The 26,635-nt window shown below is 41.4% G+C and carries 22 protein-coding genes; 10 read left to right on the top strand and 12 right to left on the bottom strand.

Features of this window, described 5'->3' with window-relative positions; translation table 11 throughout:
- The first annotated feature begins 281 nt into the window (after window positions 1-281).
- Window positions 282-2,645, top strand: a complete 2,364-nt coding sequence (locus tag RMZ95_RS19880; RefSeq protein WP_322685530.1) for an NACHT domain-containing protein — start codon at window positions 282-284, stop codon at window positions 2,643-2,645.
- A 37-nt stretch (window positions 2,646-2,682) separates the two neighbouring features.
- Window positions 2,683-3,036 carry a HEAT repeat domain-containing protein gene (locus RMZ95_RS19875; RefSeq protein WP_322685529.1) on the top strand — a complete coding sequence of 118 codons (354 nt, stop codon included), beginning with the start codon at window positions 2,683-2,685 and terminating at the stop codon, window positions 3,034-3,036.
- Window positions 3,037-3,116: 80 nt separating this feature from the next.
- Here RMZ95_RS19875 and RMZ95_RS19870 read toward each other — a convergent pair whose 3' ends face one another.
- From RMZ95_RS19870 to RMZ95_RS19825, 10 genes are all read right to left on the bottom strand, one after another.
- The gene (locus RMZ95_RS19870) at window positions 3,117-4,727 is read right to left on the bottom strand and encodes an iron uptake porin (RefSeq protein WP_322685528.1); all 1,611 of its coding nucleotides are present in this window, start codon (window positions 4,725-4,727) and stop codon (window positions 3,117-3,119) included.
- Window positions 4,728-4,837: 110 nt separating this feature from the next.
- Window positions 4,838-5,134 carry a Gfo/Idh/MocA family oxidoreductase gene (locus RMZ95_RS19865; RefSeq protein WP_322685527.1) on the bottom strand — a complete coding sequence of 99 codons (297 nt, stop codon included), beginning with the start codon at window positions 5,132-5,134 and terminating at the stop codon, window positions 4,838-4,840.
- 428 nt (window positions 5,135-5,562) lie between these two features.
- Window positions 5,563-6,963, bottom strand: a complete 1,401-nt coding sequence (locus RMZ95_RS19860) for a sugar porter family MFS transporter (protein WP_322685526.1) — start codon at window positions 6,961-6,963, stop codon at window positions 5,563-5,565.
- Between the two features lie 111 nt (window positions 6,964-7,074).
- On the bottom strand, window positions 7,075-8,073 hold the full coding sequence (locus RMZ95_RS19855) for an ABC transporter permease subunit (protein WP_322671913.1): 999 nt from the start codon (window positions 8,071-8,073) through the stop codon (window positions 7,075-7,077).
- Window positions 8,070-9,626 (bottom strand): sugar ABC transporter ATP-binding protein, encoded by a 1,557-nt coding sequence (locus RMZ95_RS19850; protein ID WP_322671912.1) that lies wholly within the window; start codon window positions 9,624-9,626, stop codon window positions 8,070-8,072. The genes RMZ95_RS19855 and RMZ95_RS19850 overlap by 4 nt, the downstream gene beginning before the upstream one ends.
- Window positions 9,627-10,047: 421 nt before the next feature.
- Window positions 10,048-11,103, bottom strand: coding sequence for an ABC transporter substrate-binding protein (locus RMZ95_RS19845; protein ID WP_322685525.1), 1,056 nt, complete (start codon window positions 11,101-11,103; stop codon window positions 10,048-10,050).
- 182 nt (window positions 11,104-11,285) lie between these two features.
- On the bottom strand, window positions 11,286-12,287 hold the full coding sequence (locus tag RMZ95_RS19840; RefSeq protein WP_322685524.1) for an ABC transporter substrate-binding protein: 1,002 nt from the start codon (window positions 12,285-12,287) through the stop codon (window positions 11,286-11,288).
- Between the two features lie 783 nt (window positions 12,288-13,070).
- On the bottom strand, window positions 13,071-13,967 hold the full coding sequence (locus tag RMZ95_RS19835; RefSeq protein WP_322685523.1) for an inositol oxygenase family protein: 897 nt from the start codon (window positions 13,965-13,967) through the stop codon (window positions 13,071-13,073).
- A 605-nt stretch (window positions 13,968-14,572) separates the two neighbouring features.
- Complete coding sequence (locus RMZ95_RS19830) at window positions 14,573-14,896, bottom strand: DUF1815 family protein (protein ID WP_322671908.1); 324 nt, start codon at window positions 14,894-14,896, stop codon at window positions 14,573-14,575.
- Window positions 14,897-15,033: 137 nt separating this feature from the next.
- On the bottom strand, window positions 15,034-15,519 hold the full coding sequence (locus tag RMZ95_RS19825; protein ID WP_322685522.1) for a gluconokinase: 486 nt from the start codon (window positions 15,517-15,519) through the stop codon (window positions 15,034-15,036).
- 206 nt (window positions 15,520-15,725) lie between these two features.
- Here RMZ95_RS19825 and RMZ95_RS19820 point away from each other — a divergent pair, with 206 nt between their 5' ends.
- The 5 genes from RMZ95_RS19820 (at window position 15,726) to tmk (ending at window position 21,188) form a co-directional block, all read left to right on the top strand.
- Complete coding sequence (locus tag RMZ95_RS19820; RefSeq protein ID WP_322685521.1) at window positions 15,726-16,757, top strand: LacI family DNA-binding transcriptional regulator; 1,032 nt, start codon at window positions 15,726-15,728, stop codon at window positions 16,755-16,757.
- Between the two features lie 26 nt (window positions 16,758-16,783).
- The gene (uxaC, locus tag RMZ95_RS19815; protein WP_322685520.1) at window positions 16,784-18,211 is read left to right on the top strand and encodes a glucuronate isomerase; all 1,428 of its coding nucleotides are present in this window, start codon (window positions 16,784-16,786) and stop codon (window positions 18,209-18,211) included.
- 55 nt (window positions 18,212-18,266) lie between these two features.
- Entirely contained in the window at window positions 18,267-19,103 is an 837-nt protein-coding gene (locus tag RMZ95_RS19810) for an SDR family oxidoreductase (RefSeq protein WP_322685519.1), read from the top strand.
- Window positions 19,072-20,394: a lactate racemase domain-containing protein gene (locus RMZ95_RS19805; protein WP_322685518.1), complete on the top strand. Its 1,323-nt coding sequence runs from the start codon at window positions 19,072-19,074 to the stop codon at window positions 20,392-20,394. The genes RMZ95_RS19810 and RMZ95_RS19805 overlap by 32 nt, the downstream gene beginning before the upstream one ends.
- Before the next feature lie 158 nt (window positions 20,395-20,552).
- Window positions 20,553-21,188, top strand: a complete 636-nt coding sequence (gene tmk, locus RMZ95_RS19800) for a dTMP kinase (protein ID WP_322685517.1) — start codon at window positions 20,553-20,555, stop codon at window positions 21,186-21,188.
- 52 nt (window positions 21,189-21,240) lie between these two features.
- On the opposite strand, the gene RMZ95_RS19795 is transcribed toward tmk, so the two are convergent.
- The gene (locus RMZ95_RS19795; RefSeq protein ID WP_094353117.1) at window positions 21,241-21,429 is read right to left on the bottom strand and encodes a hypothetical protein; all 189 of its coding nucleotides are present in this window, start codon (window positions 21,427-21,429) and stop codon (window positions 21,241-21,243) included.
- 128 nt (window positions 21,430-21,557) lie between these two features.
- Between RMZ95_RS19795 and RMZ95_RS19790 the strand changes: the two genes are divergently transcribed.
- Entirely contained in the window at window positions 21,558-21,935 is a 378-nt protein-coding gene (locus RMZ95_RS19790) for a hypothetical protein (RefSeq protein ID WP_322671900.1), read from the top strand.
- A 516-nt stretch (window positions 21,936-22,451) separates the two neighbouring features.
- The gene (locus RMZ95_RS19785; protein WP_322685564.1) at window positions 22,452-23,537 is read left to right on the top strand and encodes a glycosyltransferase family 4 protein; all 1,086 of its coding nucleotides are present in this window, start codon (window positions 22,452-22,454) and stop codon (window positions 23,535-23,537) included.
- 97 nt (window positions 23,538-23,634) lie between these two features.
- On the opposite strand, the gene RMZ95_RS19780 is transcribed toward RMZ95_RS19785, so the two are convergent.
- A complete protein-coding gene (locus tag RMZ95_RS19780) occupies window positions 23,635-25,164 on the bottom strand; it encodes a phospholipase D-like domain-containing protein (RefSeq protein ID WP_322685516.1) in 1,530 nt (509 codons plus the stop codon).
- 217 nt (window positions 25,165-25,381) lie between these two features.
- On the opposite strand from RMZ95_RS19780, the gene RMZ95_RS19775 reads away from it, so the two are divergent.
- On the top strand, window positions 25,382-26,569 hold the full coding sequence (locus RMZ95_RS19775; RefSeq protein WP_322685563.1) for a cysteine desulfurase family protein: 1,188 nt from the start codon (window positions 25,382-25,384) through the stop codon (window positions 26,567-26,569).
- Window positions 26,570-26,635: the final 66 nt, after the last annotated feature.

Below are 26,635 nucleotides of genomic sequence, written 5' to 3'. Positions count from 1 at the left end.
TTCAGGCACATTTTACAAGAAGAATTAGGGATTTTTAGAAGAGTAGGATAAGTTCATTGCTGTTGTTCATGGGAAAAATCAAAGCTTTCAGGCACATTTTACAAGAAGAATTAGGGATTTTTAGAAGAGTAGGATAAGTTCATTGCTGTTGTTCATGGGAAAAAGCAACGGTTGCAGGTAATCAGGATTATCCCGTCCTTGAATCGGTTGTAAAATTCGCGCAGCGACTGACAAAGCTAATAAGCGTGTAGTATGTATATAAACTATATATACCAAGCAATATGAGTGCAGAGTTATTAACTATTGCTGGCTCAGTAGGAAAAGCAGTATTTCCAGAAATTGTTAAGAAAATCAATAGTGCATTAAATCCTACAGACTTAGAAAAAGCTTTGAAAGCAGGCGTACAATCCGCCGAAAAGTGGGATTCTAATCAAGATTATTATAAGCATTTATTTTTTCGCTGTACGCCAAAGGATGCGAGAGAACTTGTAGAGGGTTTTTTCAAAGATACAGGGGTTCAAGAAGAATTACAGAAGCCTTTTACTGAGAAAACAACCCCAAATCTACAAGTTTTAATTAAAATATTCCACAAAATTAAATCAGAAAAGCCAAACTTAGAGTTTCGCGATGAAAGTATTGAACATTGGCTGAAAAAGTTTGCAGATGCTTATTTTGAACACACCAATACATATTTAAAGTTTCAAATTGCTAAATCAGATTATCTCAAACAACTGTTAGGCTATTTTGATGGTGTTGAATTTGTCGGAATAAAGGTAAAAACAAAAGAAGAAGAAAAATTTGCTAAACTACCACAAATTTTTGTGATGCCTAATGTAGTTGAACAGGTGGAAGTTAGAGAAAGCATAGGTTTAAAATTGAATCTAGATTTGGCTTTGGAAGAGACAGCTAACCAGCAACGCCAGCAAAATTTACTTTGGAAACAACAAAGTAGTAGCAAGAAATTCTCAGCCCAAGAACTGCTGAAACAAAGCATACGCAATAAATTTGTTGTGTTGGGAGAACCAGGAATTGGTAAAACAACTTTGATGAGTTACTTTGCTGTGATGCTGGCTCAACAGAAGACTGAAAAACTCGGTTTATCAGTAGACTTAGAGTTACTGCCTATTTTGATTAGAATTAGAGACTTAGGCAAAGCTTCAACGAAAAATCTTTTAGAATATGTACGCAATTTTGCCAATAGTATTCATGTTAAAGAATTGCCCAAAGGTTTCTTTGAACATTGGTTAGAAGATGGCAGAGCGTTAATTTTACTTGATGGCTTAGATGAAATTGCTAAACCAAGCGATCGCTATGAATTCGTAAAGATAATTCACAGCTTTCTCGGACAATATTCTCAAAATCGGGCAATTATAACTTCGCGTCCAGCAGGTTATAGTCGAGAGTTTTTTGGTACAGATGAATTTCCTCATTATCATCTAGAAAAGTTTGATGATAGTCAAATTGATTTATTTATTCAGCAATGGTATAACAGCAGACTGCCAAACAATTTGAAAGAAGCACAAGAGCGTCAAGAAAGCTTAAAAAAAGCATTAGCAGCACAAGAACGTATTAAATTATTAGCACGCAATCCTTTATTGCTGACAATTATTGCTTTGATTCATCGCTATGACGCACATTTGCCCAGACAGCGACATAAACTCTATGAACAGGCAGTTGATACGCTATTGATTAACTGGGATGTAAACAAGGATATTGAGTCTTGGAAGCTGAATTATATTCAATTGGACGATATCAAAATATTGATGCGACACCTCGCTTACTGGATTCACTCTCAAGGTGAAAGTGGGGATAAAGAAGGTGGTACGCTGATTGAGAGAGATGAGTTAATTACGCAATTAAGTCAATATATTCGTGAATGTAATTATCAAGTTCAGAAACATCAAGCTGAAGCCGAAGCAGAACGCTTAGTTGACCATATTACAGAACGCTGTGGTTTATTAAACGAACAAGGTCAAGATAGATATGCCTTTGTGCATAAGACATTTCAGGAATATTTAACGGCTGAAGAAATACGCGATCGCCAATCAGGAGACTTTAACGAAGTACTAAATCACATTCGAGATTATCTACACAATTCCCACTGGCGAGAGGTGTTGTTGCTGTTAATAGCTCAACAAAATCAAAATAACTCGAAAAAAATTATTGAAGCAATTTTGCAACAAGAGACTCCTTATGAAGAATGGCTGCACCGCAATCTTTTCTTTGCAGGTACTTGTTTAACAGAAGATTTAAAATTATCTGATGGCAATTTGATCGCAGATATTTTGCAGCGATTAGTTGAGCTTGAAGTTAGTAATTCTCGCTTAGTAGGTGCGAAAGTTAAATTACAAGTATTTCAAATTTTTTGCAATTTAAATGAAACCCAGTTTCAAGCTCAAGCACTACAACTGTTGAAAGCATCAGCAGAAGATTTGATATATAAAGAGCGACTGCGAGAATATCGGGTAGCTTTAGGTGAACAACAGAAAGTATTGGCAGAACTGCTGGGTTTACTCAAAGATGAGAGTCAGAATGTGCGTCACTTTGCTGCTGAAGCATTGGGCAAGTTGGGCAACGCCTCGCCACAGGTAGTTGAAGCACTGCTGGGTTTACTCAAAGATGATAGTTGGAATGTAGGTAGTTGAAGCACTGCTGGGTTTACTCAAAGATGATAGTTGGAATGTGCGTAACTCTGCTGCTGAACCATTGGGCAAGTTGGGCAACGCCTCGCCACAGGTAGTTGAAGCACTGCTGGGTTTACTCAAAGATGATAGTTGGAATGTGCGTAACTCTGCTGCTTTAGCATTGGGAAATTTGGGCAACGCCTCGCCACAGGTAGTTGAAGCACTGCTGAGTTTACTCAAAGATGAGAGTCAGATTGTGCGTTACTTTACTGCTGAAGCATTGGGCAAGTTGGGCAAAAACTCCAGCAATGTTACTGCTACTGTCGCCGAATGGATTTCACAACACCAGGATTCAGAATATGTAGGCAGTGGAATTGATGCGCTATGGAATTTGGTAGTTACAGAAGAATAATTTTTGTTTTTTCACTGGAAGTCCCTAAAGAGTGCTGAATACTCAGCACCCTGTCAAGCAAGCAAACCATTGACATTCAGTTAAAAATCGAAGCTTGTGCGAAGCACACCCACATACTGCGTATCATTTCTGCTGTCGTTTTCTGGGTTGAGAATCACCCAAAAACCAGGAGTCACTGAGATGTTGTCATTTAGTCGATAACGATAAAATGCTTCGATATGGTAAGCGTTGTCTCGGTCTTGACGGACATCACTGTTAGAGACATGGGGTGGTATACCAAAGAGAATTCCTGGGAGATTGCCTCTACCACCCACATCGGGAAACGACACACCAATCGCCCCAAACCAGGCATTGGCATTGGCACCATTGTTCACAAATAGAGAATCTGTTCCACCCCTACCATTGGAAATATCACTCAAACCAGAACTCTCGGCATTTGCCCAAATATATCCACCCCAAGCGTGGACTTGAAAATTCGGGGAGAAGCGATAGTATCCCTGTGTGCCGACAATATCGTTGGAAGTAGCAATGTTGTTGCCAAAGGGAGCGTTTGACAAGACGCTACCCGTCCCAGCTGAGAGTTCGATTACTCCAGCAGGGCTATAGCCATGAGAGTAGGCAACACCGATCGCTCCTTGCTTACCATAATAGGCTAAGTGCGCTAAGGCGTTGTAGCTGCCATCAAATAACCCGTTGCTAGGCGATGGCACATTAGAACTGCCTGCTAAATAGCCCAAGGTGAGAACCAAGTCTTTGGTAATGTTCCAGTTAGCGGCTGCACCGCCGCCACCTCGCCGGAATAAGGGACTGTACGATCCAAAAAGTGAGGGAACTCCATTGCCGTCGTCAGCAATTGTGGGGGGAGTGACGGTGGTGGAAATGTCGGTGTAACCAATGCCTACAGGCCCAACAACGAAGTTAAGGGAATCACTGACTGGGAAGTAATAACGGATGTGGGGGACATAAAGTGTCTCGTTGCTGTCATAATCGAAGTTCAGACGTGTCATCCCTGTGCCTGTGGCTGCGGCAATTTGACTGCCAACATTGGACGCAAAGTTACCAAATTCTAGCCGGACTCGCAATAAATCTTTGCCAGTGAAACTGCTTTCAAAGTTGAGACGACCCCGATTTGCAAAGTAGATGCGCGATTCATCATCTTCGCCACCGACTCGATCGCCAAAGGTATCACTAACGGCGGTGATAATTTGAGCATTCAACCTAGTAGTAGTAGAAAACTGCTGCGCCTCCAATGTTGTTGTATGTGCCTCTACGGTATCTACTCGTCCGCGCAGAGTTGTTAGTTCTGCGGCAAAGTCTTGCTGCAACTTTTGCAGCACTGCCAAATCTTGCTTATTAACTAAATCGCTAGTAGCTGTAGCAATTAACTCATTAATCCGATCCAAACAAGCATTTAAACCTGCGGCAAACTCATAACGGGTTAAGACACGGTTGCCGCGATAGGTGGAATTGGGATAACCTGCAATACAACCGTAGCGTTCCACTAGCGATTGCAATGCACCAAACGCCCAATCGGTTGGTTGTACATCAGAAAACTGGGAAACAGAAGTGACTTGTCCCTGCAAAGTCCGATTAGCATCTGCTGCATTCGGATCGTCTTCTGGAGGTGCTGCCCAAACTGCTGGAATTGCCAAAAATAAAATAAAAAAGCTAGGAAAAATAGTTTTTAGCATTGATTTATTAATTGAAAATGGTTGAATTATGAGCTTGTAACGAAAGAAATTACCCTTGAATCAAAGTATGAGCTAATCAACATTAAAATTACATATTTTAAGTTGGAGTTTTAGCTCACTTCAAGCAACGTTATGACTTTTTGCTCATTGCTGCTTTTAATAGCTGCTGCTATAATTTTCATTAGATTAATTCCGTTTTCGGTGGTAACAGCAATTGGCTGATTACTAACAATAGATTTATAGACTGCATCGTAATAACCTAAATAGCTCCCTTGTAAACTTTTGACTTTTTCTCGAATTATTTTTGTGTCTTTTTCTGTATGCAGCAAGCCATATTCACTTTCTGGCTCTGCTTTTAAGAAAAGAACCATGAGTGCTATGTATGATGTAGGCAGGCGCAGGCTCACGCACAAGGACACTTGCTTTTAATTTGACGCGCAGTTTGTCGTAGTATAGTATCAACTCAAAACAATCATCTACTTGCGATCGCAGCCTGTGATGCGGATGTCTGCAAAAATAGCATCAGGCATTCCAAATAAATGCAAAGCTTGGTCTATTAAGTGCGGCCCTGAATTCCTAAATTGTTTAATGTTCCTGCTCCCGGGCTGGAAACTTCTACTACATATTATTCAATTACGTTGTCCTCATCAGTTGTGAATGTTCCATCTAGTACTCCACTACATTAATTTTGAGAAGTTCGTAGTGAGTGACTCTAGCCCTAATCTAAGCACTAAAGTGCTGACTACAAACTCCTTTAACCATGCAACCTCACAAACACAGAGGATACAGAGATACAAATTATGAATTACGCACAGAGGTACTAAATGGATGCTAATTACATGTCTTCTAACTCAATTCCTTTGGTTTCTTTAATAAAAAAGAGAATGAAAAAGAATGAGGTAGCAGCTGCAATTGTATAGAGTCCATAGGCAGAACCTAGACCGAAATATTGCAGTATAGGAGGAAATGTTGTGGAAATGAGGAAATTGGCAACCCATTGCATAGCAGCAGCAATCGAAAGTGCGGCGGCTCGAATTTTGTTATTAAACATTTCTCCCAACAGCACCCAAACCACTGGCCCCCAAGAGAAACCGAAGCAAAATACATAGAGGTTGGCTGCGACCAGAGCTATAGTCCCGGCGCTGCCGGTAAGATTGGGGTTCCCAGCAGCATCGAGGGGAGCATGGCCAAAAAGATAAGCCATCGTCCCCAATGTCAAGGTCATGCCAATCGACCCTATTATCAGTAAGGGCTTGCGACCAAATTTATCTACGAAGGCGATCGCAATCAGTGTTGTAATAATGTTGACGGCTCCTGTAATCACCGTGATTGATAGGGAATCTTTTTCGGAAAAGCCGACAGCACGCCACAAAACGCTGCTGTAGTAGAAGATTACATTAATCCCAACAAATTGCTGTAATACAGATAAGCCTATTCCTATCCAAACAATTGGCAAGAGTCCGCCACTTCTGCTTAAGAGGTCAGAAAACCTGGGTTGGCGTTCGCGAAGCACTGTCTGCCGAATTTCTTCGATTTTTGGCAGTACGTCACCCCCTAAAATCTTGGTCAGAACGTTAACAGCTTCTGATTCTCGTCCTTTGGCAACCAAATAACGAGGAGATTCAGGAATTGTTAAAGCTACCATCCCGTAGAATACTGCTGGTGGGACTGCTGTCCAAAACATCCAGCGCCAAGCTGCAACCCCAAACAAAAACGGCGAGTCTGCTGAACCTGCTGACGTAGCGATAAAGTAATCGCTCAATAAGGCAATGAAAATTCCCACTACGATCGCTAATTGTTGCAGAGATCCTAACCTTCCCCGCAAATGAGTAGGAGAACATTCGGCAATGTAAGCTGGCGCGATGACGCTAGCAACGCCGATGCCAATCCCACCCAATACTCGCCAAAAAATAAAATCCCAGATTGTGAAGGCAATCCCAGAGCCAATGGCACTGATAGTAAACAATGCCGAAGCAACCACCATTGCGTTGACTCGACCATAACGGTCTGCAATCTGTCCGGCAAAGAAGGCTCCGATGGCAGACCCCAGCAACGCTAGGGATACTGCCAGCCCTGTCACCCAACTACTGGTATTAAAAGCTTTTGCTAAAGATAAAACCGCACCGTTGATTACAGCAGTATCAAAACCGAATAAAAACCCGCCGAGGGCAGCGGCACCAGCAATCAAAATTACATAAAACGTGCTGGCTTTACGACGAACAGTAGTGGAAGTCATAGTTTATATATTTATTATTGGGGATGGGGCATTGGGCATTGGGCATTGGGAATTGGGAATTAGGAATTAGTTCTTTCCCCTCTGCTCCCTGCCCCCTGCTCCCTTGCTTGTTTACCGTCTAGAACGTCTGCGTAACCGATCGATAGTTACTGCCAAAATAATTACTAGTCCTTTGACGACTAGTTGCCAGAAGTAAGATAGGTTCAACAAGGTTAAACCGTTGTTGAGAATCGCAATAATCAATGCACCGAGAAGAGTGCCGCCAATGGTGCCAATACCGCCTGTAAAGCTGGTTCCACCTAGAATAACAGCTGCGATCGCATCTAATTCATAACCCTGACCTATTACGCCACTGGCACTATAAAGACGGCTGGCGCTCATGATTCCTGCTAAACCTGCCAGTAATCCGCTAATACCATAGACGAATAGCAACACCCGATTAACTTTAATCCCTGTTAATCTGGCTGCCCGTTCGTTACCACCCACAGCATATATCTGCACTCCTAAAACAGTTTGCCGCAGGATAAACCAGCTAGCTATCACAGTCAGTAGCGCAATTATCACTAGCCAAGGAATGGGGCCGATATATGTATTACCCACCCAAGCAAAATTTATGTCAGGGTTAATCAGGGTTGTACCTTTGGCAATCAAGAAGGCAACACCCCGCAAGGCTGTAAGTGAACCCAGCGTCACAATAAAAGGTGGCACATCCAAGAAGGTAATGAGCGCACCGTTGAGTAAGCCTAACAGCAATCCTGCAAGTAAGGCAGCAGGTACAGCCGCCCAACTTAAAGCCGGTAGTAGCGATACCAGTAATGCAACTACCGCAGAAACAGCTAAGATTGACCCAACTGAAAGATCGATACCGCCAGTGAGAATTACAAAGGTCATTCCTGTCGCTAGCACAATATTGATTGATGCCTGACGCAAGATATTGACGATGTTAGCACCGGTGAGGAAGTTGGGAGAAAGGAATGTAAATAAGATGCAGATAATTACTAAGATTGGCAAAATACCCGCAACTTCCAACAGGGTGCTGATTGATTTCCGGTTGCGAGCTGCGGGATTGTTGGCTGATTTATTGATAGGCGGTCTGACTGTCTGACTCATAATGCTGATACCTCCGATGCTCCAGTTGCGTAGTGCATAATCTTTTCTTGGGTGATTTCTTTGCCAAGACTGCCATCCAGCTCACCTACCAGCTGTCCTTCTCGCATCACTAAGACGCGATCGCTCATGCCGACAATCTCCGCTAGTTCGCTGGAAACCATTAAAATAGCAACACCTTGCGCTGCCAATTCGCTCATAATTCGGTAAATTTCGCTTTTGGCACCGATATCTACGCCCCGTGTTGGCTCATCTAACATTAATACTCTCGGTTTAATGGCTAACCAACGCGCTAGCAGTAGTTTCTGCTGATTACCACCAGAAAGATCCAATGCTCTAATTTCCAAATTGGCTAGGCGGATATTAAAGTTTTCCACCGCATCTGTTGACAGGCGATTTACTGAAGGCCAGTTAACAATTCCACCCTTTGCATCCTGCTTGAGTGTGTTGATAGCAATATTCTTGCGGGCGCTCATCTCCAAAAATAAACCTTGGTCTTTGCGGTCTTCTGGAACGTAGCCAATTCCGGCTGCAATGGCATCACTGGGCGTATTAATTTCCAGTTTTTTGCCATTCAAAAATACTTCGCCACTAGCTTTACGGTCTGCACCAAAAATCAGCCGGGATAGTTCTGTGCGTCCGGCACCTACCAGCCCTGCTAAACCCAGAATTTCTCCAGCATGAAGTTCAAAACTAGCCGGCTCAATCTTCTTGCGGGCGTCGCTCATATTTCTGACTGACAGTACCACCGGCCCAGGATTCATTTGCCGTTGATGTTCGTAAAAGTCTTGCATGGAGCGACCAACCATCATCTGCACTAATCGCTGGGGAGAAATTTCGCTGCGTGTGAGACTGCCAATATATTGACCATCACGCAACACGCTAATCCGGTCAGCTAAGGCATAGATTTCTTCCATGCGATGGCTGATGTAAATAATCGCAATACCATCACGCCGCAGTTTGCGAATTACCTCAAATAAATGGTCGCTCTCGCGGTCAGACAATGCTGCTGTTGGTTCATCCATCACCAAAACGCGGCTTTTATCCTTCAGCGCCCTAGCAATTTCCACTTGCTGCTGTTCGGCGATGGACAAAGTACCAACTATTGTCTGGGCGGTAAAATTGGCTCCCAGGCTGTCCAGCACTTCCTCTGCTTCTAGTTGCATCGCTTGGCGGTCTAAAAGCTGACCTCGCCGCAACTCGCTACCCATAAACATATTTTCGGTAACGGTTAAATTCGGTGCAACATTCAATTCTTGATAAATGAGATTAATACCCGCTTTGCGTGCTGTCGCCGGGTCGGTAATTTTCAAGGGTTGACCATTGATGCGAATTTCTCCTTCATCGGCAATGTAAGCCCCTGCCAGGATTTTCATCAATGTGCTTTTGCCTGCTCCGTTTTCACCCATGAGGGCGTGAACTTCTCCTGGGTAAATCGTCAGATTAACATTTTGGAGCGCAGATACACCATGAAATCGTTTTGTAATCCCTTGCATTTCTAACACTGGGGTGCTAGTTGGTGTATCAGAACGTGAAGTTTCAATATTGGTTGTCATCAGCAAAACCTGTAAAAACTATTTAAAATTCGCGAATCTGAATTAGAAATGAATAAATTCATATTTTATCGATCGCAAAATCATGTTTTAAAAGCTGACTATGAGTGGGAAAGAGATATTTTCATCCTTTGTTATTAACGTTATTTCAGAGAGATTGTTGGGAAAGTTCAAGTACTATATATAGACACTCAAACTTTCCACTGATGCACATACATAGCGGTTATCAATTCGGTGCAGCAGAGTTTTAACCTCTTTATAAATCCATCTTTCTATTAAACAAAAGCCAAGAAATAGAAATGAGGTTTGGTATTAATTTAAATGAAAACTGTCGGACATTCTAGGTATGTGCAAAAACTTTACAAATGCGCCAAAGGAGTTATATCAAAAGACATAATTTTCAATTGCAAATTCATAATTTTTATTACTCCCAGCCTTTTTCTGTGCTGACGTTATCTTTTGCGATCAACTTAACTGGAATCAGAATGGTTGGATTAGCAGGTTTCTTACCATTTAAAATGTCATTCCCAACCTGAACTGCTTTTTGGGCCATCCCTCGTGGATTTTGAGTAGCAGTTGCTGCATATAAACCATCTTTATTGGCGATCGCAGTTATTGCTTCTGGCGCACCATCAACTCCTACAATAAAGAAATCTTTACGTTGTGCTTGCTTTGCTGCTAGTTCTGCGCCAAGTCCACTCGGATCGTTAATGGCAAAAACAGCATCAATCTTCGGAAAGGTTGTGAGCAAATCAGTCATAACTCTCAGTCCTCCATCCCGGCTACCATCTGCATTCTGGTTTTTAGAGAGGATTTTGATATTGGGATATTTGGATAATACATTTTCGCAGCCACTAACTCGCTGAATTACTGAGTCCACTGGCGGCCCATTAACTATTACTACATTGCCTTTACCCTTGAGGCGATCGGCAATATATTTGCAACTAACTTCTCCAGCTTGGACATTATTAGTTGTGATGGTGGCATCCACACCTCCCTCTGCACCTGTGTCTACGGCAATAACAATTTCACCTGCTTTTTTTGCTCTTTCAACTATTGGTCTAATTCCACTTTTATCAGCAGCATTTAAAACAATAACATCAGTATTTGCAGCAGTAAAATTTTCAATTTGGTTGGCTTGTTGATTCAGGTCATAAGCACTGGAAGCTATAATAACATTGACATCTTTTCCGCCAATTCTCTTCGCTTCTGCCTCAACTGCTTGTCCCATAACGACGAAGAAAGGGTTACTCAGATCGCCAACAGTGAAGGCAACCGATCGCAACTTTCTATTCCCAGTGGCGGTTTTAGTTTCTGCACTAATATTCGTAGCAGGTTGAGTATCAGTGTTAGTAGCTGTGTTGTCATCGGGAGAAGCATTTGTACAGCTGATAAGACTGCCACTGATGATACTTAATAAGCTAGCTGCGATTACGCTTCGCGTAACACCAGAAGTGAACGCAATCTTTTTCACATTCATATATCTCCTACAAGTCATTCTGACTTACACAAATTTTAAAACGACGTATTAAAAAACAGGGTAAAATGTTCTAATCTTCCTGTATCAAGCCTTTTGTGTGTTTTGTAATTACGAATTACGTTAGTGTAGCGTTAGCGAGTCTTCGTTCGCTTTTAGCGTCTCGTAGAGAGCGTCATTACAAATTACCAGCCTTGATAGCTGCTGAGGTTCTCTCTAGTAACCAACTTGACTGGAATCAGAATCTCAGATGACTCAGGTTTTTTACCCTGAATGATATCGTTGCCAATCTGAACCGCTTTTTCAGCCATCCCTGCGGGATTTTGAGCCGCAGTTGCAGCAAATACACCATCCTTATCTTCCATTGCTTTGGTTGCATCTGGCGATCCGTCAACCCCAACAATAAAAAATTCATTGCGTCTTGCTTGTCTAGCTGCTAAATCTGCACCAACACCGCTTTGATCGTTCGTAGCAAAAACGGCATCAATTTTCGGAAAGGTTGTCAGCAAATCGCTCATGACTCTCAGTCCTCCATCCCTTGTCCCTTCAGCGTTTTGCTCTTTAGAAATGAGTTTAATATTCGGATATTTAGACAATGATTTCTCACAGCCGCTCACTCGCTGATTGATTGAGTCCATCGGAGTACCGTTGAGGATGACTACACTACCTTGACCTTTGAGGCGATCGGCAATATATTGGCAAGCAACTTCACCAGCTTGGGTATTGTTGGAACTAATCATCGCATCCACATCTGCATCAACGGCTGAATCTAATGCAATCACAACCCTACCTGCAAGCCTTGCTTGGTCAATAACTGGTTTAACTCCTTTTTTATCAACAGCGCTGAGGATAATTAGGTCAGTATTTGCAGCCGTAAAATTTTCGATTTGATTGGTTTGTTGATTTAGGTCAAAGGCACTGGAAACTGCATTAACTCTGATATTCCCTCCGATTTTTTGGGCTTCTGTTTCGGCCCCCTTCTGCACAGCATTATAGAAAGGATTGCCTAAATCACCCAAAGCTACACCGATTGTTTGCAATTTTCTATTTGAAGTACTAAGACTCTCTGCACTTATATTAGTAGCCTTGTTAGTAGTATTAGTAGCAGTGTTGTCATTATGAGCGCCATTTGTGCAACCAACAACCGCAAAACTTAATATACCAGCTATGAGCGAAATTCTTTTCATATTCATCTATTTCTAACAACTGATTTAAATTTGAGAAAGGCGATCGCAAGATAAACTAAGTCTTAAAAACTTAGACCTAACCTAGCGATACTACTAGCTTTTGTAATTTAAACTCCAAAGGTATTGGATTTGGAAGTAGCTGGAGTTATTGCTATTAGTTTCACAAAACAAAATGGGTTATTTTTAAAGCAGAATTACGAACATTACACTACTTAAAATACTCACATTCTTTTGGTGAAATGACTTTGTAGTGCATAGCCTGAAAACAGCTTTTAAGTGAAACTTCCAAAAATTAGTATTATTAAAGTTGTAAATCTTTATTTGTTTTGACTTTTTTCATTTTATCCCGATCCAGTGCAAAAACTATTTTTGTTTATCGAACTTTACAAATATAAAAGGTTTTAAATCTCTCGATAGAACCCAAAGTCTTTATTCCAAAGTATTTGGATAAGTTAGGCTATTCAATATTAGGATTGATGTTAAAAACGTTAACATTTCTCAATCAATCTCTTTCAGAAAAGATACTATTAGAGTAGAGAGCTTTTTGATTGTTAGTGCGAGATTTTGGAAAATGTAAACATCCTTTAGTTAGATTTTTAAAATCAACTTTCATCAGCTTGACAAGTGTATTTATTTGTTATTGATCTTCTTTCATATGCAGGCAATAAAAGAGTAAACAAGATGATATTTGTAAGCTTGATTAGGGATAAAGAAAGTTTGCATATCAATTCTTGTTCTTATTTTATCCCCCCAGAATAGAAGATTACAAATTCTTCTAGCAGTTTAAAACTTTAATATTGTCGGTAAATATTTAGCCACCAAATCTTCATAGTATGGTTTTAATTTCTGCCAATCAGGAGGAATAGGGTTTTTGGAATACAAATCGTAGGGATTGAATAAACGTACCCATCTAAACATTTCTCGATCGTGTTTATCCATCAAATGCTCATAGGCATTTTCACGATGTTGAGGATAAAATGAGTGATAGCGAAGCATATACAATGCAGGTTCGGGCAAATAGTTTTTCATCATCTGATAAAAATACTCATCATGCCCCCATGATATGTGTACATTACTTAATCCACAGTTAGGCTCGTAAATGCCATATTTAGTGTTGTAATCGGGGTTATTATAATCAGGATTTTCTTTAAAGAATTCTGAGAAAACAATTTTATCAGAAAATGCACAACCTACAGGATAAGTATCCCCTACGGTAGCCCATTGAGGTTCACCAAACAGACAAAGCACTTTCCCCATATCGTGAAAGAAGCCAGTAAGTACCATCCAGTCAGGATGACCATCAGCGCGAATCGCTTCTGATGTTTGCAATAGATGCTGTAACTGATCCATGTCTGTATCAGGATCGGAATCATCAACCAATTGATTCAAAAATTCGACCGCATCCCAAACAGACATTTCTTTTTTATCAAACTTTAAAAATTCTTTTTCTTTTTGAAGGACAAAATTATATGTTTGATTAATATGATTTAATCGATAAAACTCTTTTACCGTATATCTAATAGTAGTTTCGTAATTCCTGTACTCTTCGGTGGTTTTACCTTCTTTAACGATGTTATCTGGATCGGGATAGCGATTAAGTAAGTCTTCTTCCCATTCTTCTAGCGAACGTAAGGGATTGTTTTGAACTTGAGCAATGGCATTATTTAGAGTTTGAGACATATCTTCCTAGTTGTCGATATTGTATTTGTTAAATTGTACTTTCGCACTCTATTATGCACAGGTGTGCATAACCTGTATTAGACTTATTTATTATTTTTGCACACGTGTGCAAAAATAGGTGTTAAGTTTCATTTCGTCTTTGCATACCTGTGCATAATTCAACCTGAGTTCGACAGACCTCTCCCTCTCCTTTTAGGAGAGGGAGGAGTAACAAGTAAGGAGGGTTTTTGCTCCCCTCTCCTGGTAGGGGCTGGGGGAGAGGTCAAAATAGCACTCGTCGAACTCACGTTAATTTATTTCTTCCAGTGTTTTATCCAATCTCCTTGGATCGGAGTTAAGACAAAGCACTGATGCGATCGCTAATTAATTCTCAGAGACTTTGATGCCTTCTGGGTAGCGACAACCTTGTACCACAGCACCCAATCGCCCAGCATCGGCATATTGCTACGCCTCTATAGCTGATTTTTGTGTTGGATAGATTTTTGAAAAGGCTTGTGTATACGCGTACACAAGCCTTTGATTATATATAAGCTTCTCTTTTGTTTTACACACGCGTACAAAACCTCTGTTAATTTTTTATCGAACTCAGCCAAGGGAGTCGTTAACTATTTTATTAATTGTATGACAGTGGAATCCTTGACAATATTAGCCAACTCTTGTAGCTGGTTTATCGCTTCTGCACCCTCCAACTTCATTAATTCGCGATCGTCCCACAATTCCATCCAAGTAATTCCGTAATCAGACACTAAAAACCGAATCAGGTGCTTTTCTTTCAGGCTAACCATAAATGAAGCACTGTTCATTTGCTCGCCGCATGTATAACAAGACGCAGTATAGCCATGCCGCTCAAGTATAATTGTCAAGGCTTGCAGGTTCATTACCAAGTCTTGGACGAATTCCTGATGCTGTTGCGCTAATCTTATAAACACTACTTTTCTCCTACCATTACAGTTATCTGCTTGCTTTTATATTTTTTTAGACTTACATCTGATGTGATTTAGTTGCCAAAAATTCGTGTTTTCCTAGATACGTGATTAATCTTAATATTACGGTTGTCACCACTCAGCTAAATTTCTAAAGCAGTTCTAATGTTTTGGACAATTATCTGGGGTGGCTGTGCAACATCCATAGATAGAGTATCTACTGGTTCTTCAAGTGTATAAAACTGACTATTGAGTAGTTTTTCACTCATGTAATGATTGCTACGCTTTTTTAACCGCATTTGAATCAACTCGTAAGACCCTTTGAGGTAAACTAACTTGATGCGATCGCTATCCACTACCAAAAATTGCCGATAGCTATTTTTTAAAGCCGAACACGCCAGCACTACATTTTTATTTTCTTGCAACCAATGCTTGATGGCTGTTTGCAAATCTTGTAACCAAGGTATTCTGTCCTCTTCACTCAGAGGGATACCGCGCCGCATTTTCTCAACATTTTCTGGCGAGTGGAAAGTATCAGCGTCGCTAAATTCCCATTCTAAGGAGTTTGCTAGTAATTTTCCGATGGTGGTTTTTCCCGAACCAGATACACCCATGACGATAATAATCATTTTTTTCTTAATAAAAGTTCAACTAATTCGGAATTTGTAATTTGTAACTTGTAGTTGTAATCATTGACGGAGGTGAGAGTGAGGATTTTTAACTCCTTGCCATGCAAAATGTGAGTTGTATTCAAATCTCTTGACAAATGACGATTATTTTCTATAATACATACAAATGCACACGTGTGCAAATATTTAAAACCTAAAATAAAATAATGAATAAACGAAGAATTTCAATTGAAGATATTGCCCGCAGAGCAGGGGTTTCTCATTCTACAGTTTCACGCGCTTTGCGAGATAATGCTCTCATTAGCCCGAAAGTGCGAGAAGAAATTAAGCGACTGGCAGAGGAGATGAGTTATGTGCCAAATGCTATTGCTCAAAGCTTGCAAAATAAACGTACTAATACTATTGGTGTAGTAGTAACTTCAATTTCAGATCCCTTTTACGCTGAGGTGGTAGAGGGAATCGAGAAGATAGCCAAACCAGCAGGTTTGAGTGTTTTGTTGAGTGCTTCACACCGAGATTTTGAGGAGGAAATGGCAGCTATTGATACTTTTCATCGCCGTAGGGTGGACGGGATTTTAATAGCTGATTCGCGAATTAGTAAACAGCATACTAAACAACTCACACAAATTGCTGTACCAACAGTTCTAATTAATAGTCAAACTGAAGACCAATCAGAAATATTTCATTCAGTTGCAATAGACGATCGCTTAGGTGCTAAATTAGCGACAGAGCATCTAATTAGTTTAGGACACACCGCTATTGGTTATTTGGGTGTAGGCGATCGCAGCAGATCGAACCAGCAGCGCCTAGAAGGATATCAAATGGCCCTTGCAGAAGCTGGTATCCCACAAAATACTGATTGGGTTTCAATTAGTGACGAATATAATACCAGAACCAGCGACGTAAACACCGGACAAAATATGCTATCTAAACTATTGACTGCGGAAGTTACAGGCATATTTTGTTACAACGATATGGTGGCGGTTGGCGCTCTGTTAGCTTGCCAAGAATTAGGTATTTTAGTACCGCGAAATTTAAGCCTCGTTGGATTTGATGGTATTGCTTTGGGCGGTTACGTTACGCCGCCGCTGACCACAATTAGTCAGCCAATGTTGGAAATTGGTGGCATAGCCATGCAAATGTTACTCGATTTAATAGAAGAAAAAACTGTGGAAAACCGCGTTTTATCTCCTTTTCTATTAAAACGTGGTAGCAGTGCAGCATTATTAACAATTTAAAATTTAAAACATTTTATACAAAAATTATGTTAACTAAAAAACTGGGTTTATCTCCCGATCGCTGCTTTTCTCCTGAACCAGTTCAAAGACGATTAGCTCATCAATTTTTTGACAGTATATCTGCGTTACCTCTAGTTTGCCCACACGGACACGTAGATCCAGCTTTGTTAGCTAATCCCGCAGCCCGTTTTGGTTCGCCCACGGAATTAATGATTATCCCTGACCACTACCTTTTGCGGATGCTCTATAGTCGAGGCGTATCTCTGCAATCTTTGGGGATACCAAGCAATGATGGTTCGCCAGCAGAAACCGACCACCGTAAAATCTGGCAATTGTTCGCCGACCATTTTTATCTATTCCAAGGTACTCCGTCAGGGTTGTGGCTGAAAGAGGAACTAACTAACGTCTTTGGGGTGGATGAACCTTTAAATTCTTGCAATGCTGGACGTATCTATGATTATCTAGAAGGTTTGTTAGCCTCACCGGAGTTTTCCCCGCGTGCTTTATTCAAACGCTTTAACATTGAAGTGCTTTGTACTACCGATGCCGCCAGTGATAACCTAGAGAATCAGCGATCGCTCCACAAAGAAGGTTTTACTCAAATTAGACCAACTTTTCGCCCTGATGCAGTAGTTAACCTGGATGCTCCTGGTTGGCGCGAAAATCTTTCCAAGTTGGAAAGCACTATTGGTAGAGAAATTAATACTTATGCCAATTTTGTAGAAGCTTTAGAAGAACGTCGAGCTTTCTTTAAAAAAATGGGTGCGACAGCTACCGATCAAGGTGCAGCTACACCTTATACCACACGCCTTTCTGACCAAGAAGCTGAAGCTATCTTTGCGAGAGCATTAGCCAGTAAGCTGAATTTAGGTGATGTAGAACATTTTACCGGTCATATCTTCATGGAAATGGCGCGGATGAGTGTGGAAGATGGGTTAGTGATGCAAATGCATTGTGGTGTGATGCGTAATCATAACCCAGCTTTATTTGAGAAATTTGGAGCTGATAAAGGTGCTGATATTCCCGTAAAAATCGAATGGACTCACAATCTACGCCCATTGTTATCAGCTTACGGTAGCGATCGCCGCTTCCATTTAATCATTTTTGGCATGGATGAAAGCACTTATAGCCGCGAAATGGCTCCGTTAGCTGGTCATTATCCCAGTGTATTGCTCGGGCCGCCTTGGTGGTTTCACGACAGCGTAAATGGTATGGAGCGTTATTTCAATCAGGTAATGGAAACTGCGGGAATTTATAATACTGCTGGATTTAATGATGATACACGGGCTTTTGTTTCGATTCCGGCTCGTCACAATGTTTGGCGGCGGGTAGCTTGTAATTGGTTGGCTGGATTGGTCGCACGGGGATTGGTTGAGGAAGAGGAAGGGTATGGTATGGCTCGTGCTTTGGCTTATGACCTTGCTAAGGTTGCTTATAAGTTTGAGGGGAATTGAAACGCAAAGGGGCGCGGAGGGAAGCGCAGAGGTACGCAGAGAGGGGGAATGGGTGATGTCAGAGTTGATTTTAAGTAAACTTTTTAGTTTGAAGGAGCGGGTGGCAGTAGTTACTGGTGGTTCTGGTGTGCTTGGTGGGGCTATGGCAAAGGGTTTGGCTCTGGCTGGAGCGCGAGTGGTGGTTTTGGGTCGCAATGAAGTTAGGGCGGGGGCGGTGGTGGCTGAGATTACTGCTAATGGTGGAGAAAGTATGGCTGTGGTGGCAGATGTTAGCGATCGCTCCCAATTAGAAATCGCTAGGGATGTTATTATACAGCGTTGGGATGAGATAGATATTTTGGTAAATATGGCTGGTGGTAATATTCCGGCTGCCACAATTACTGCTGATGGGAATATTTTTGAGATGCCACATACAGCTTTTGAGGAAGTAGTTAGCCTCAATTTAGTTGGTACTCTCCTACCTTGTCAGGTTTTTGGTCAAGCAATGGTGGAAAGAAGTCAGCCTCACGGTTGCATTGTCAATATTTCTTCTATGTCTGCCATCCGAGCGATTAGTCGGGTGGTTGGCTACTCGGCGGCGAAAGCGGGGATAGATAACTTTACTCGCTGGCTAGCTGTAGAACTCGCCCAAAAGTATGGTGATGGAATGCGAGTAAATGCGATCGCACCAGGTTTTTTTATTGGCGAACAAAATCGAGATTTACTCTTAAATTCTGATGGTAGTTTGACCGAACGCGGACAAAAAATTATTGACCATACTCCCGCCGGACGTTTCGGGAAACCAGATGAATTACTCAGCACCTTAATCTGGTTATGTAGTTCTGGTTCTAGTTTCATCAACGGGGTAGTTGTGCCGGTAGATGGTGGATTTAGTATCTACAGTGGAGTTTAATAATGTCATGTATTCACTGGCTGTAAATAATGGGACACTTTCAAATGAGCAAGTTTCCGAGCTAGTTCATCAAGCTTTCGCAAACCCTAAATTTGATGGACAGCGCATCTTGGTGTTAATTCCAGATAGTACCCGTACTGCTCCCATCCCGCAAATGTTTCGATTGCTTCATCAGGAGTTGAGTCAAAGAGTAGCGGCTCTGGATTTTTTAATTGCTCTGGGTACACATAATCCGATGAGTGAAGAACAAATCAATCACTTGGTAGGAGTGACACCAGAGGAGCGAGAAACAACTTTTAAAAAAGTTCGCATATTTAACCATCTGTGGAATGAGCCAGATACTTTTATTTCTTGTGGAGTAATTTCGGCAGATGAAATAGCAGAAATTAGCAGTGGAATGCTACATCAATCAGTTGACGTGCGGATTAATAAGCTGGTAACAGAATTCGATTTGCTCGTGATTTGCGGCCCAGTTTTTCCCCATGAAGTTGTCGGTTTTTCTGGTGGAAATAAATATTTTTTTCCTGGTATTGGTGGTCAAGAAGTAATTAATCTCTCACACTGGTTAGGTGCTTTAATTACTTGTTACGAAATTATTGGTACGCTGGGAATCACACCAGTCCGGCGTTTGATTAACCGAGCCGCTAACCTGATTTCTACCCCAAAGCTTTGTTTGGCGATGGTGGTCGCACCGAAAACAAATCAGCTAGCTGGACTTTATATAGATAAACCAGAGTCAGCTTGGGAAGCTGCTGCAAAACTATCAGCTAAACTGCATATTAAATATGTAGATCGGCCTTTTAAACAAGTGCTTTCAGTCATGCCCCAAATGTATGATGACATTTGGACTGCGGCTAAAGGAATGTACAAGCTAGAGCCAGTAGTAGCTGACGGAGGCGAAGTAATTATATATGCGCCTCATATTAGCGAGTTTAGCTATACACACGGCGAAATTTTATCCCAAATTGGCTATCATGTGCGGGATTACTTTCTCAAACAGTGGCATAAATTCCAAGACTATCCTGCTGGAGTGCTAGCCCATAGTACTCACTTAAAAGGGATGGGTACTTTTGATCCGATAAAAGGAGAACAAGCGCGGATTCGCGTGACTTTAGCTACCGGCATTTCTGCTGAACGCTGTGCTGCTCATAACTTAAACTATCGCGATCCGGCGACCATTCAACCCACTCAATGGGCTAACCGAGAGGATGAAGGCATATTGCTTGTGCCGAAAGCTGGCGAGATACTGTACCGTTTAAGTGACAGTAATTTTCAGGAAACTAAATCGTAGTTTTCGAGACGCGATAAATCGCCGTCTCTACAGGTGTTTTGGTTTTATCTGAAGTGTATTGAATCATAAACTGCGATCGCAGGTTAATTTTACACTTCGCGCTATTCTTGATCTGATGAAACGTTAGCGAATCAGTTTATAGCAGCGAACAAAAAAGCATGGGTGGGAAATTAATTGTATTTGAAGGGGTGGAAGGCTGTGGCAAAACAAGCCAAATGCAGCTTTGTTCTGAGTGGTTGGAAAGTCTCGGTGTTTCTGTGGTGGTAACTCGCGAACCGGGGGGAACAGAGTTAGGTGTACATCTTCGCTGCTTGCTACTAGAAAAGGCAGAGGACAAGCCAGTTGCAGAAGTGACAGAACTCTTGTTGTATGCTGCTGACCGATCGCAACACGTTGAACAAGAACTTAAACCGCAACTGCAAGCTGGGAAATATATTTTATGCGATCGCTACACTGACTCTACCATTGCCTACCAAGGATATGGTCGCGGTCTGAATATGAGTTTAATCAATCAGCTTAATAATATTGCCACTGGTGGTTTAGAAAGCGACCTAACTATTTGGTTAGATGTCGATGTCGAAGTCGGACTGTCCCGCAAACGGGGAGATGGAGTCGGACTAGACCGCATTGAACAGGAGACAATCGCTTTTCATCGGCGCGTTCAGCAAGGATACGCACATTTAGCAGCATCCCATCCCTCACGAATTGTGCGGGTAAATGGCAGCTTGAGTAAAGAAGCTGTACAACAGGTAATTCAAGAAATTTTGCGCGTACATCTGCACTTGGCGAGGTAGGACAAAAATAAACTTTAGAAAAGTTGCTGTACTAAACTCCAACAACTTTTCATTACTTACCTTTTTTCTCATCCAGTGCTTTCTGAATAGCTTCTCTGCAAAACTCAGGAGGGTCGTCTTGTGCTTTTACCTCTTCCTTCATTTTTTCGGTGACACGAAAATTAAGATTTTGTGTTAGCGGTTCTTCTCTATCAGACTTAAGTGGTTTTAAATTTTCTGGATTACCTTTAGGGTTAGGCATTGTTGAGAGATGTAAATATAGCTTGAACGATACGTGAACATATAGATAGAGTTTTATATCGGTGGTGTTCGCGTCTGTCAAAACAGTTCACCACCGATACCACTTTTACAAATGGGTAATTCTATTTTATGTTCACAAGGTCAGAACTCGAAATCAAAACTACTGCTGAGTTGAGAGACTTATGTAGGCGTTATGGATTAAAGCCTACCGGGAATGGAGGGTACAAAACTAGTTGGATTGTCACCTTGATGGCATTCCCACAGATAGCACTCTCGCAATTAAGGCAAGGAAAAGGTTTAAAATCACCAGGCTTTAGTGTTATTCAATTCCTCGAAGGAGTCGTAGATGAGATGAACTCCCCCACTGATGAACAAGCGGCACTAATTCGGATAACTTTAGAGCGCAAGGCTATGAGCTATCCTGACCGATACAACCAAGAGAGTTTACTAAACTTGCACAAAGCGAAGATGCACCTTGAGATGGCGATCGGACTGCTAAATCAGTAAATCAGTTTACAAGCCGAAAGTAGTTAGTCCCTAGCAACCTAAAGCTGGGGACTTTTCTATATCCTATATACCCAAAGGGTTTGCTGTCTCTATTAACCTTTATGCGTACATTTACTTGTCAAATTTTTTCCTGATTCTTCAGCTATTCTGGCTCCTGAATTCAGAAGGACTGAATTCTTACGACAAGGGATGCAGAGATTTTTCAGATAATATCAGCATTTATCTGAGATTTTGACGATTTTATAAAATTTTTTGTTATCAGTAAAATATATATTTAAGATTGCCCAAAATCATCAAAACTTCATCATTCAGAGTGTATTTACCTCTTGAGGAGTGTGTAATTTCCGTACTAGGATAGATGAAAAATATAGAAGTAAAAGCTTAAGATTTAAAGATAATTGTTAATAAGTTTAGTATCTGAAGTTATTTTCTGATGCAAAGTGAATCAATAAAAAGCACTACAACAACAGAAAGAAAAAACTTCTAATTCAAGTTTTATTTGTTAGGAGGTTTATGATGCGAATTGCTCAAGTAGCTCCACTGTGGGAAAGAGTTCCACCTCCAGCTTATGGTGGCATAGAGTTAGTAGTAGGGTTACTGACTGATGAATTAGTCCGGCGCGGACACGAAGTAACTTTATTTGCATCGGGAGATTCGATTAGTCTGGCAAAACTAATTTCAGTTCATCCCCGCTCTCTCAGACTCGATCGCACAATCAAAGATTACAGCATTTACGAGATGCTGAATCTAGCTTCGGTATATGAACGTGCAGAAGAGTTTGATATTATTCACTCCCATATTGGTCATGGGGCACTGTCTTATGCAAATCTAGTAAAAACTCCTACAGTTCACACGTTGCACGGTACTTTTACCCCTGACAACGAAAAGATGTTTAGTTTTGGTAAAAAACAACCCTATATCAGTATTTCCAATTCCCAACGAGAACCAAGATTAGGGTTGAACTGTATAGCAACGGTTTACAACGGGATTGATGTTAGCAGTTATGAGTTTCACTCCCAACCAGAAGATCCTCCTTACCTAGCATTTTTAGGTCGGATGTCTCCAGACAAGGGAGTGCATTTAGCCATAGAAATTGCAAAACTTGCTGGTTGGCATTTAAAAATGGCGGGTAAGGTGGATGTCGTTGATGTGGAATACTTTGAGAAGGAAATCAAACCACATATTGACGGCGAGCAAATTGAGTATTTAGGTGAAGCCAACCACGAGCAAAAAAATGCTCTAATGGGAGGTGCAGTAGCAACTCTGTTCCCCATCACTTGGCGGGAACCCTTTGGATTGGTGATGGTAGAGTCAATGGCTTCCGGTACGCCAGTGATTGCGATGAAATTGGGTTCTACTGAAGAGGTAATTTCCCACGGTAAGACGGGTTTCCTTTGCAATAATATTCAAGAGTGCATCAGTGCGATCGATCGGGTAACAGAGTTAGACCGCTATGCCTGTCGCCAACATGTCGAAAATCTTTTTAGCGTTGAGCACATGACTGATGGCTATGAGGCGGTTTATCAACAGATAATAGCAGAACGATTTTCTCAGAATGGGCGTTTCCGTAGTTTGCTTAGTTTAGGTAGCAGCCAAATTTAAATATGGTATTTGTGTAATCTTAGATGTTTTTAACTAGGTAGAATACTCGTTGTAAGGATGTACAGCTAGCTGTACGCCTTACAAAGTCACGCGATATCTACGACGGACTATCGCCTACGCTCCATTTTTCTAAAGTTATAGCACTCACTCCTGGAACTTTTCCTAAGTCTTGTAAAGATATAAATTGTTCCTTCTGCCCTCTGCCTTCTGCCTTCTTCAATTGAGGACATCGTGTTTGTTCTAATTTAATTTTTTGTTGAATTGCTGGTGGTAAGCCTGGTTTTACTTTGGCATAAAGACGAGCAAATTCTCGCACATAATGGGCAGCAACTACCGGATTTTCGATCGTTACAAGCGTCTCATCGTTGCCATTATTGGCGGCATCTGACCAATTATGAGAACCTGTAATTACTGTTTGACTATCAATAACAGCAAATTTGTGATGCAATAAATCGCCTTTGGGTAATACAGGTACACCTACGGTAGTAATTGGATTTGACCAAGGATGATTGTCAACTTCATATTTACATTTGTTACTAATAGCAACCCCCATCATATCTAAGGCTTCGCTGTAAGGACGGTAGGCAAATTGTGGTTCAATTAAAGCGCGAATTTGCACGCTTTGTTGATGGCGTTTTTCTAAAATATTGGCAAGAGGCTGTTCGGAAAAGACAAATAACGCCATATCAATAGATTTGGTTGCTGAATCTAAAGTTTTACCAATTAAACCATTACTGCTGTTACTCCAAAGTTGAGTTGGAGAAGTAGGCGAAAATTGCACAGTAATTTTGGTGTTACCTAAAGAAATAACTTTAGGTAAACGCATCGGTTTTTTCAAACCAAATTGACTATCCATCTGACCCCCCGGCCCGTCTCCCCACATAACATTAAACTCTTCTGTAAATAAAGCAGCTAATTCCGGGCTGTCAATCTGCAATAAGTTATTGGCATTGCCTAAACTACTAAGATTTGTAAAATCACCAGAAGTATCACTTAATGTAAAATTAGCTGAAGTGATAATTACGAGGCGATTGTCCACAATCACAAATTTATGATGCATCAAGCTGCTACCTGCTGAACCATCGGCTCGATCGTCTAGCCAGGGAATTTGGGCATTCTGCAAAATTATCAAAGCATCTCTTTGATTGATTTCGCCTGGACTGAGTTGATTATCTTGGTTAAGATCGATAAATTTGCGAAATTCGTTGTAACGTTCCTGTTCTCTTTTATCTAACTTACCTACTTCGGCAGATGTTAAGCTACTCCAAGGTCGGCTATAGGTATTTTCTAAAATTATCCTGACTTTTACCCCAGCTTTTTGTCTATCAGCCAATGCTTGGGCAACTTTGGGCAAACGTAATTCTTGTACCGCCACATCTACTGTAGATTTAGCTTGCACAATAGCATCGACAATCTGTTTTTCTAAATCATCCCCAAGGCGAGTTTGCTGACGGTAAGCTTCTTGGTATTCTGAAGACTCAGAATGGTTAAAGTAAATTCGAACTAAGGGGTCTTGTGGTAAGGGTGCTGGACGCTGATTAAATGACTGGACTCGTTGACAACCAGCGAGGGAAAATATCAGTAAAAAGATATATAAAAAATATCTTGGTCTAGAAATAAGTTGCACTGTAATCTGTTAAAAGTGGATTGGGAGTGGACATATTTATCATTCCCAAAATTTTGCGTTCGGAATTAAGTAGAGAAATAGCTTTCCAAGTACAGGAAAAAAGCCGCTACTAGATGTAGAATTACAGATATTTTTTCAGGATTTGTCCACTAAAACTGTATCTGCTGGCAAGATCGGCAGTCTATCACCAACGTGTGTTCTCACCATTATCGGTTATATGCAAATTTATCTAGATTACAGCGCCACTACTCCGACTCGAAAAGAAGCGATCGCAGTTATGCAAACAGTCCTCACTCAACAGTGGGGCAATCCTTCCAGCTTACATGAGTGGGGACAACGGGCGGCAATGGTTGTAGAACAAGCCAGAGTCCAAGTTGCTGGTTTAATTAACGCCGCCACTCCTGAATCGATCGTTTTTACTTCTGGTGGCACTGAGGCAAATAATCTAGCAATTATGGGTGTGGCTCGGTTGTACACTGTACCTCAACATATAATTATCTCCAGCGTTGAGCATTCCGCAATTTCTGAAACAGTGCGGTTGCTAGAAATGTCGGGTTGGGAAGTTACGCGCTTGTCTGTAAATGTTAAAGGCAGAGTCAACCCCTTGGATTTAAAGGCGGCGTTGCGACATAACACAGCCTTAGTTTCTATAATTTACGGTCAAAGTGAAGTAGGGACTGTGCAACCAATTGAGGAACTGGGTAAAATTGTGCGATCGCATGGTGCTTTGTTCCACACAGATGCGGTGCAAGTTGCGGGACGCTTACCTATAGATGTGCAACAACTACCTGTAGACTTACTTAGCCTTTCCAGTCATAAAATCTATGGGCCGCAAGGTGTAGGGGCGTTGTATGTGCGTCCTGGTGTGGAATTGATGCCTTTACTAGGTGGTGGTGGGCAAGAAATGGGACTGCGTTCTGGTACGCAAGCAGTACCGATAATTGCCGGATTTGGTGTAGCAGCAGAATTAGCAGCCGAAGAATTAGCTACAGAAACACCACGATTAATTGAGTTACGCGATCGCGCTTTTGCCCAATTAGCTGAAATTCCTGGTTTAATTCCTACAGGGGATGTTTGCGATCGTTTACCTCACCATGTGAGTATGTGCCTAGAATACGCCGACGGGGAAAAACTTAGCGGTAAAACCTTGGTACGACAGCTAAACCTTGCTGGCATCGGCATCAGTGCTGGTGCTGCTTGTCACAGTGGTAAACTTAGCCCTAGCCCGATATTGTTAGCGATGGGTTATTCCGAAAAAGCGGCTTTGGGGGGAATTCGCATCACATTGGGACGTGAGACGACTGAAGCTGATATAGATTGGGCAGTGATGGTGTTGAAGCAAGTTTTGCAAAGGCTAACACCAGTTTTTAGTGGGCAAACTAAGTATATTTCAAAAATCAAATAGGAGTCCTATAACAGCGAGCCAACTGTTGCTGCGATCGTCTAATAACAAATTTTGTTTGTATAACAA

Source organism: Nostoc sp. DedQUE07, assembly GCF_034530975.2.
GTDB lineage: Bacteria > Cyanobacteriota > Cyanobacteriia > Cyanobacteriales > Nostocaceae > Nostoc.
The sequence above is the reverse complement of the archived record's forward strand: the minus strand, read 5'-3'. Positions and strand labels throughout refer to the sequence as shown.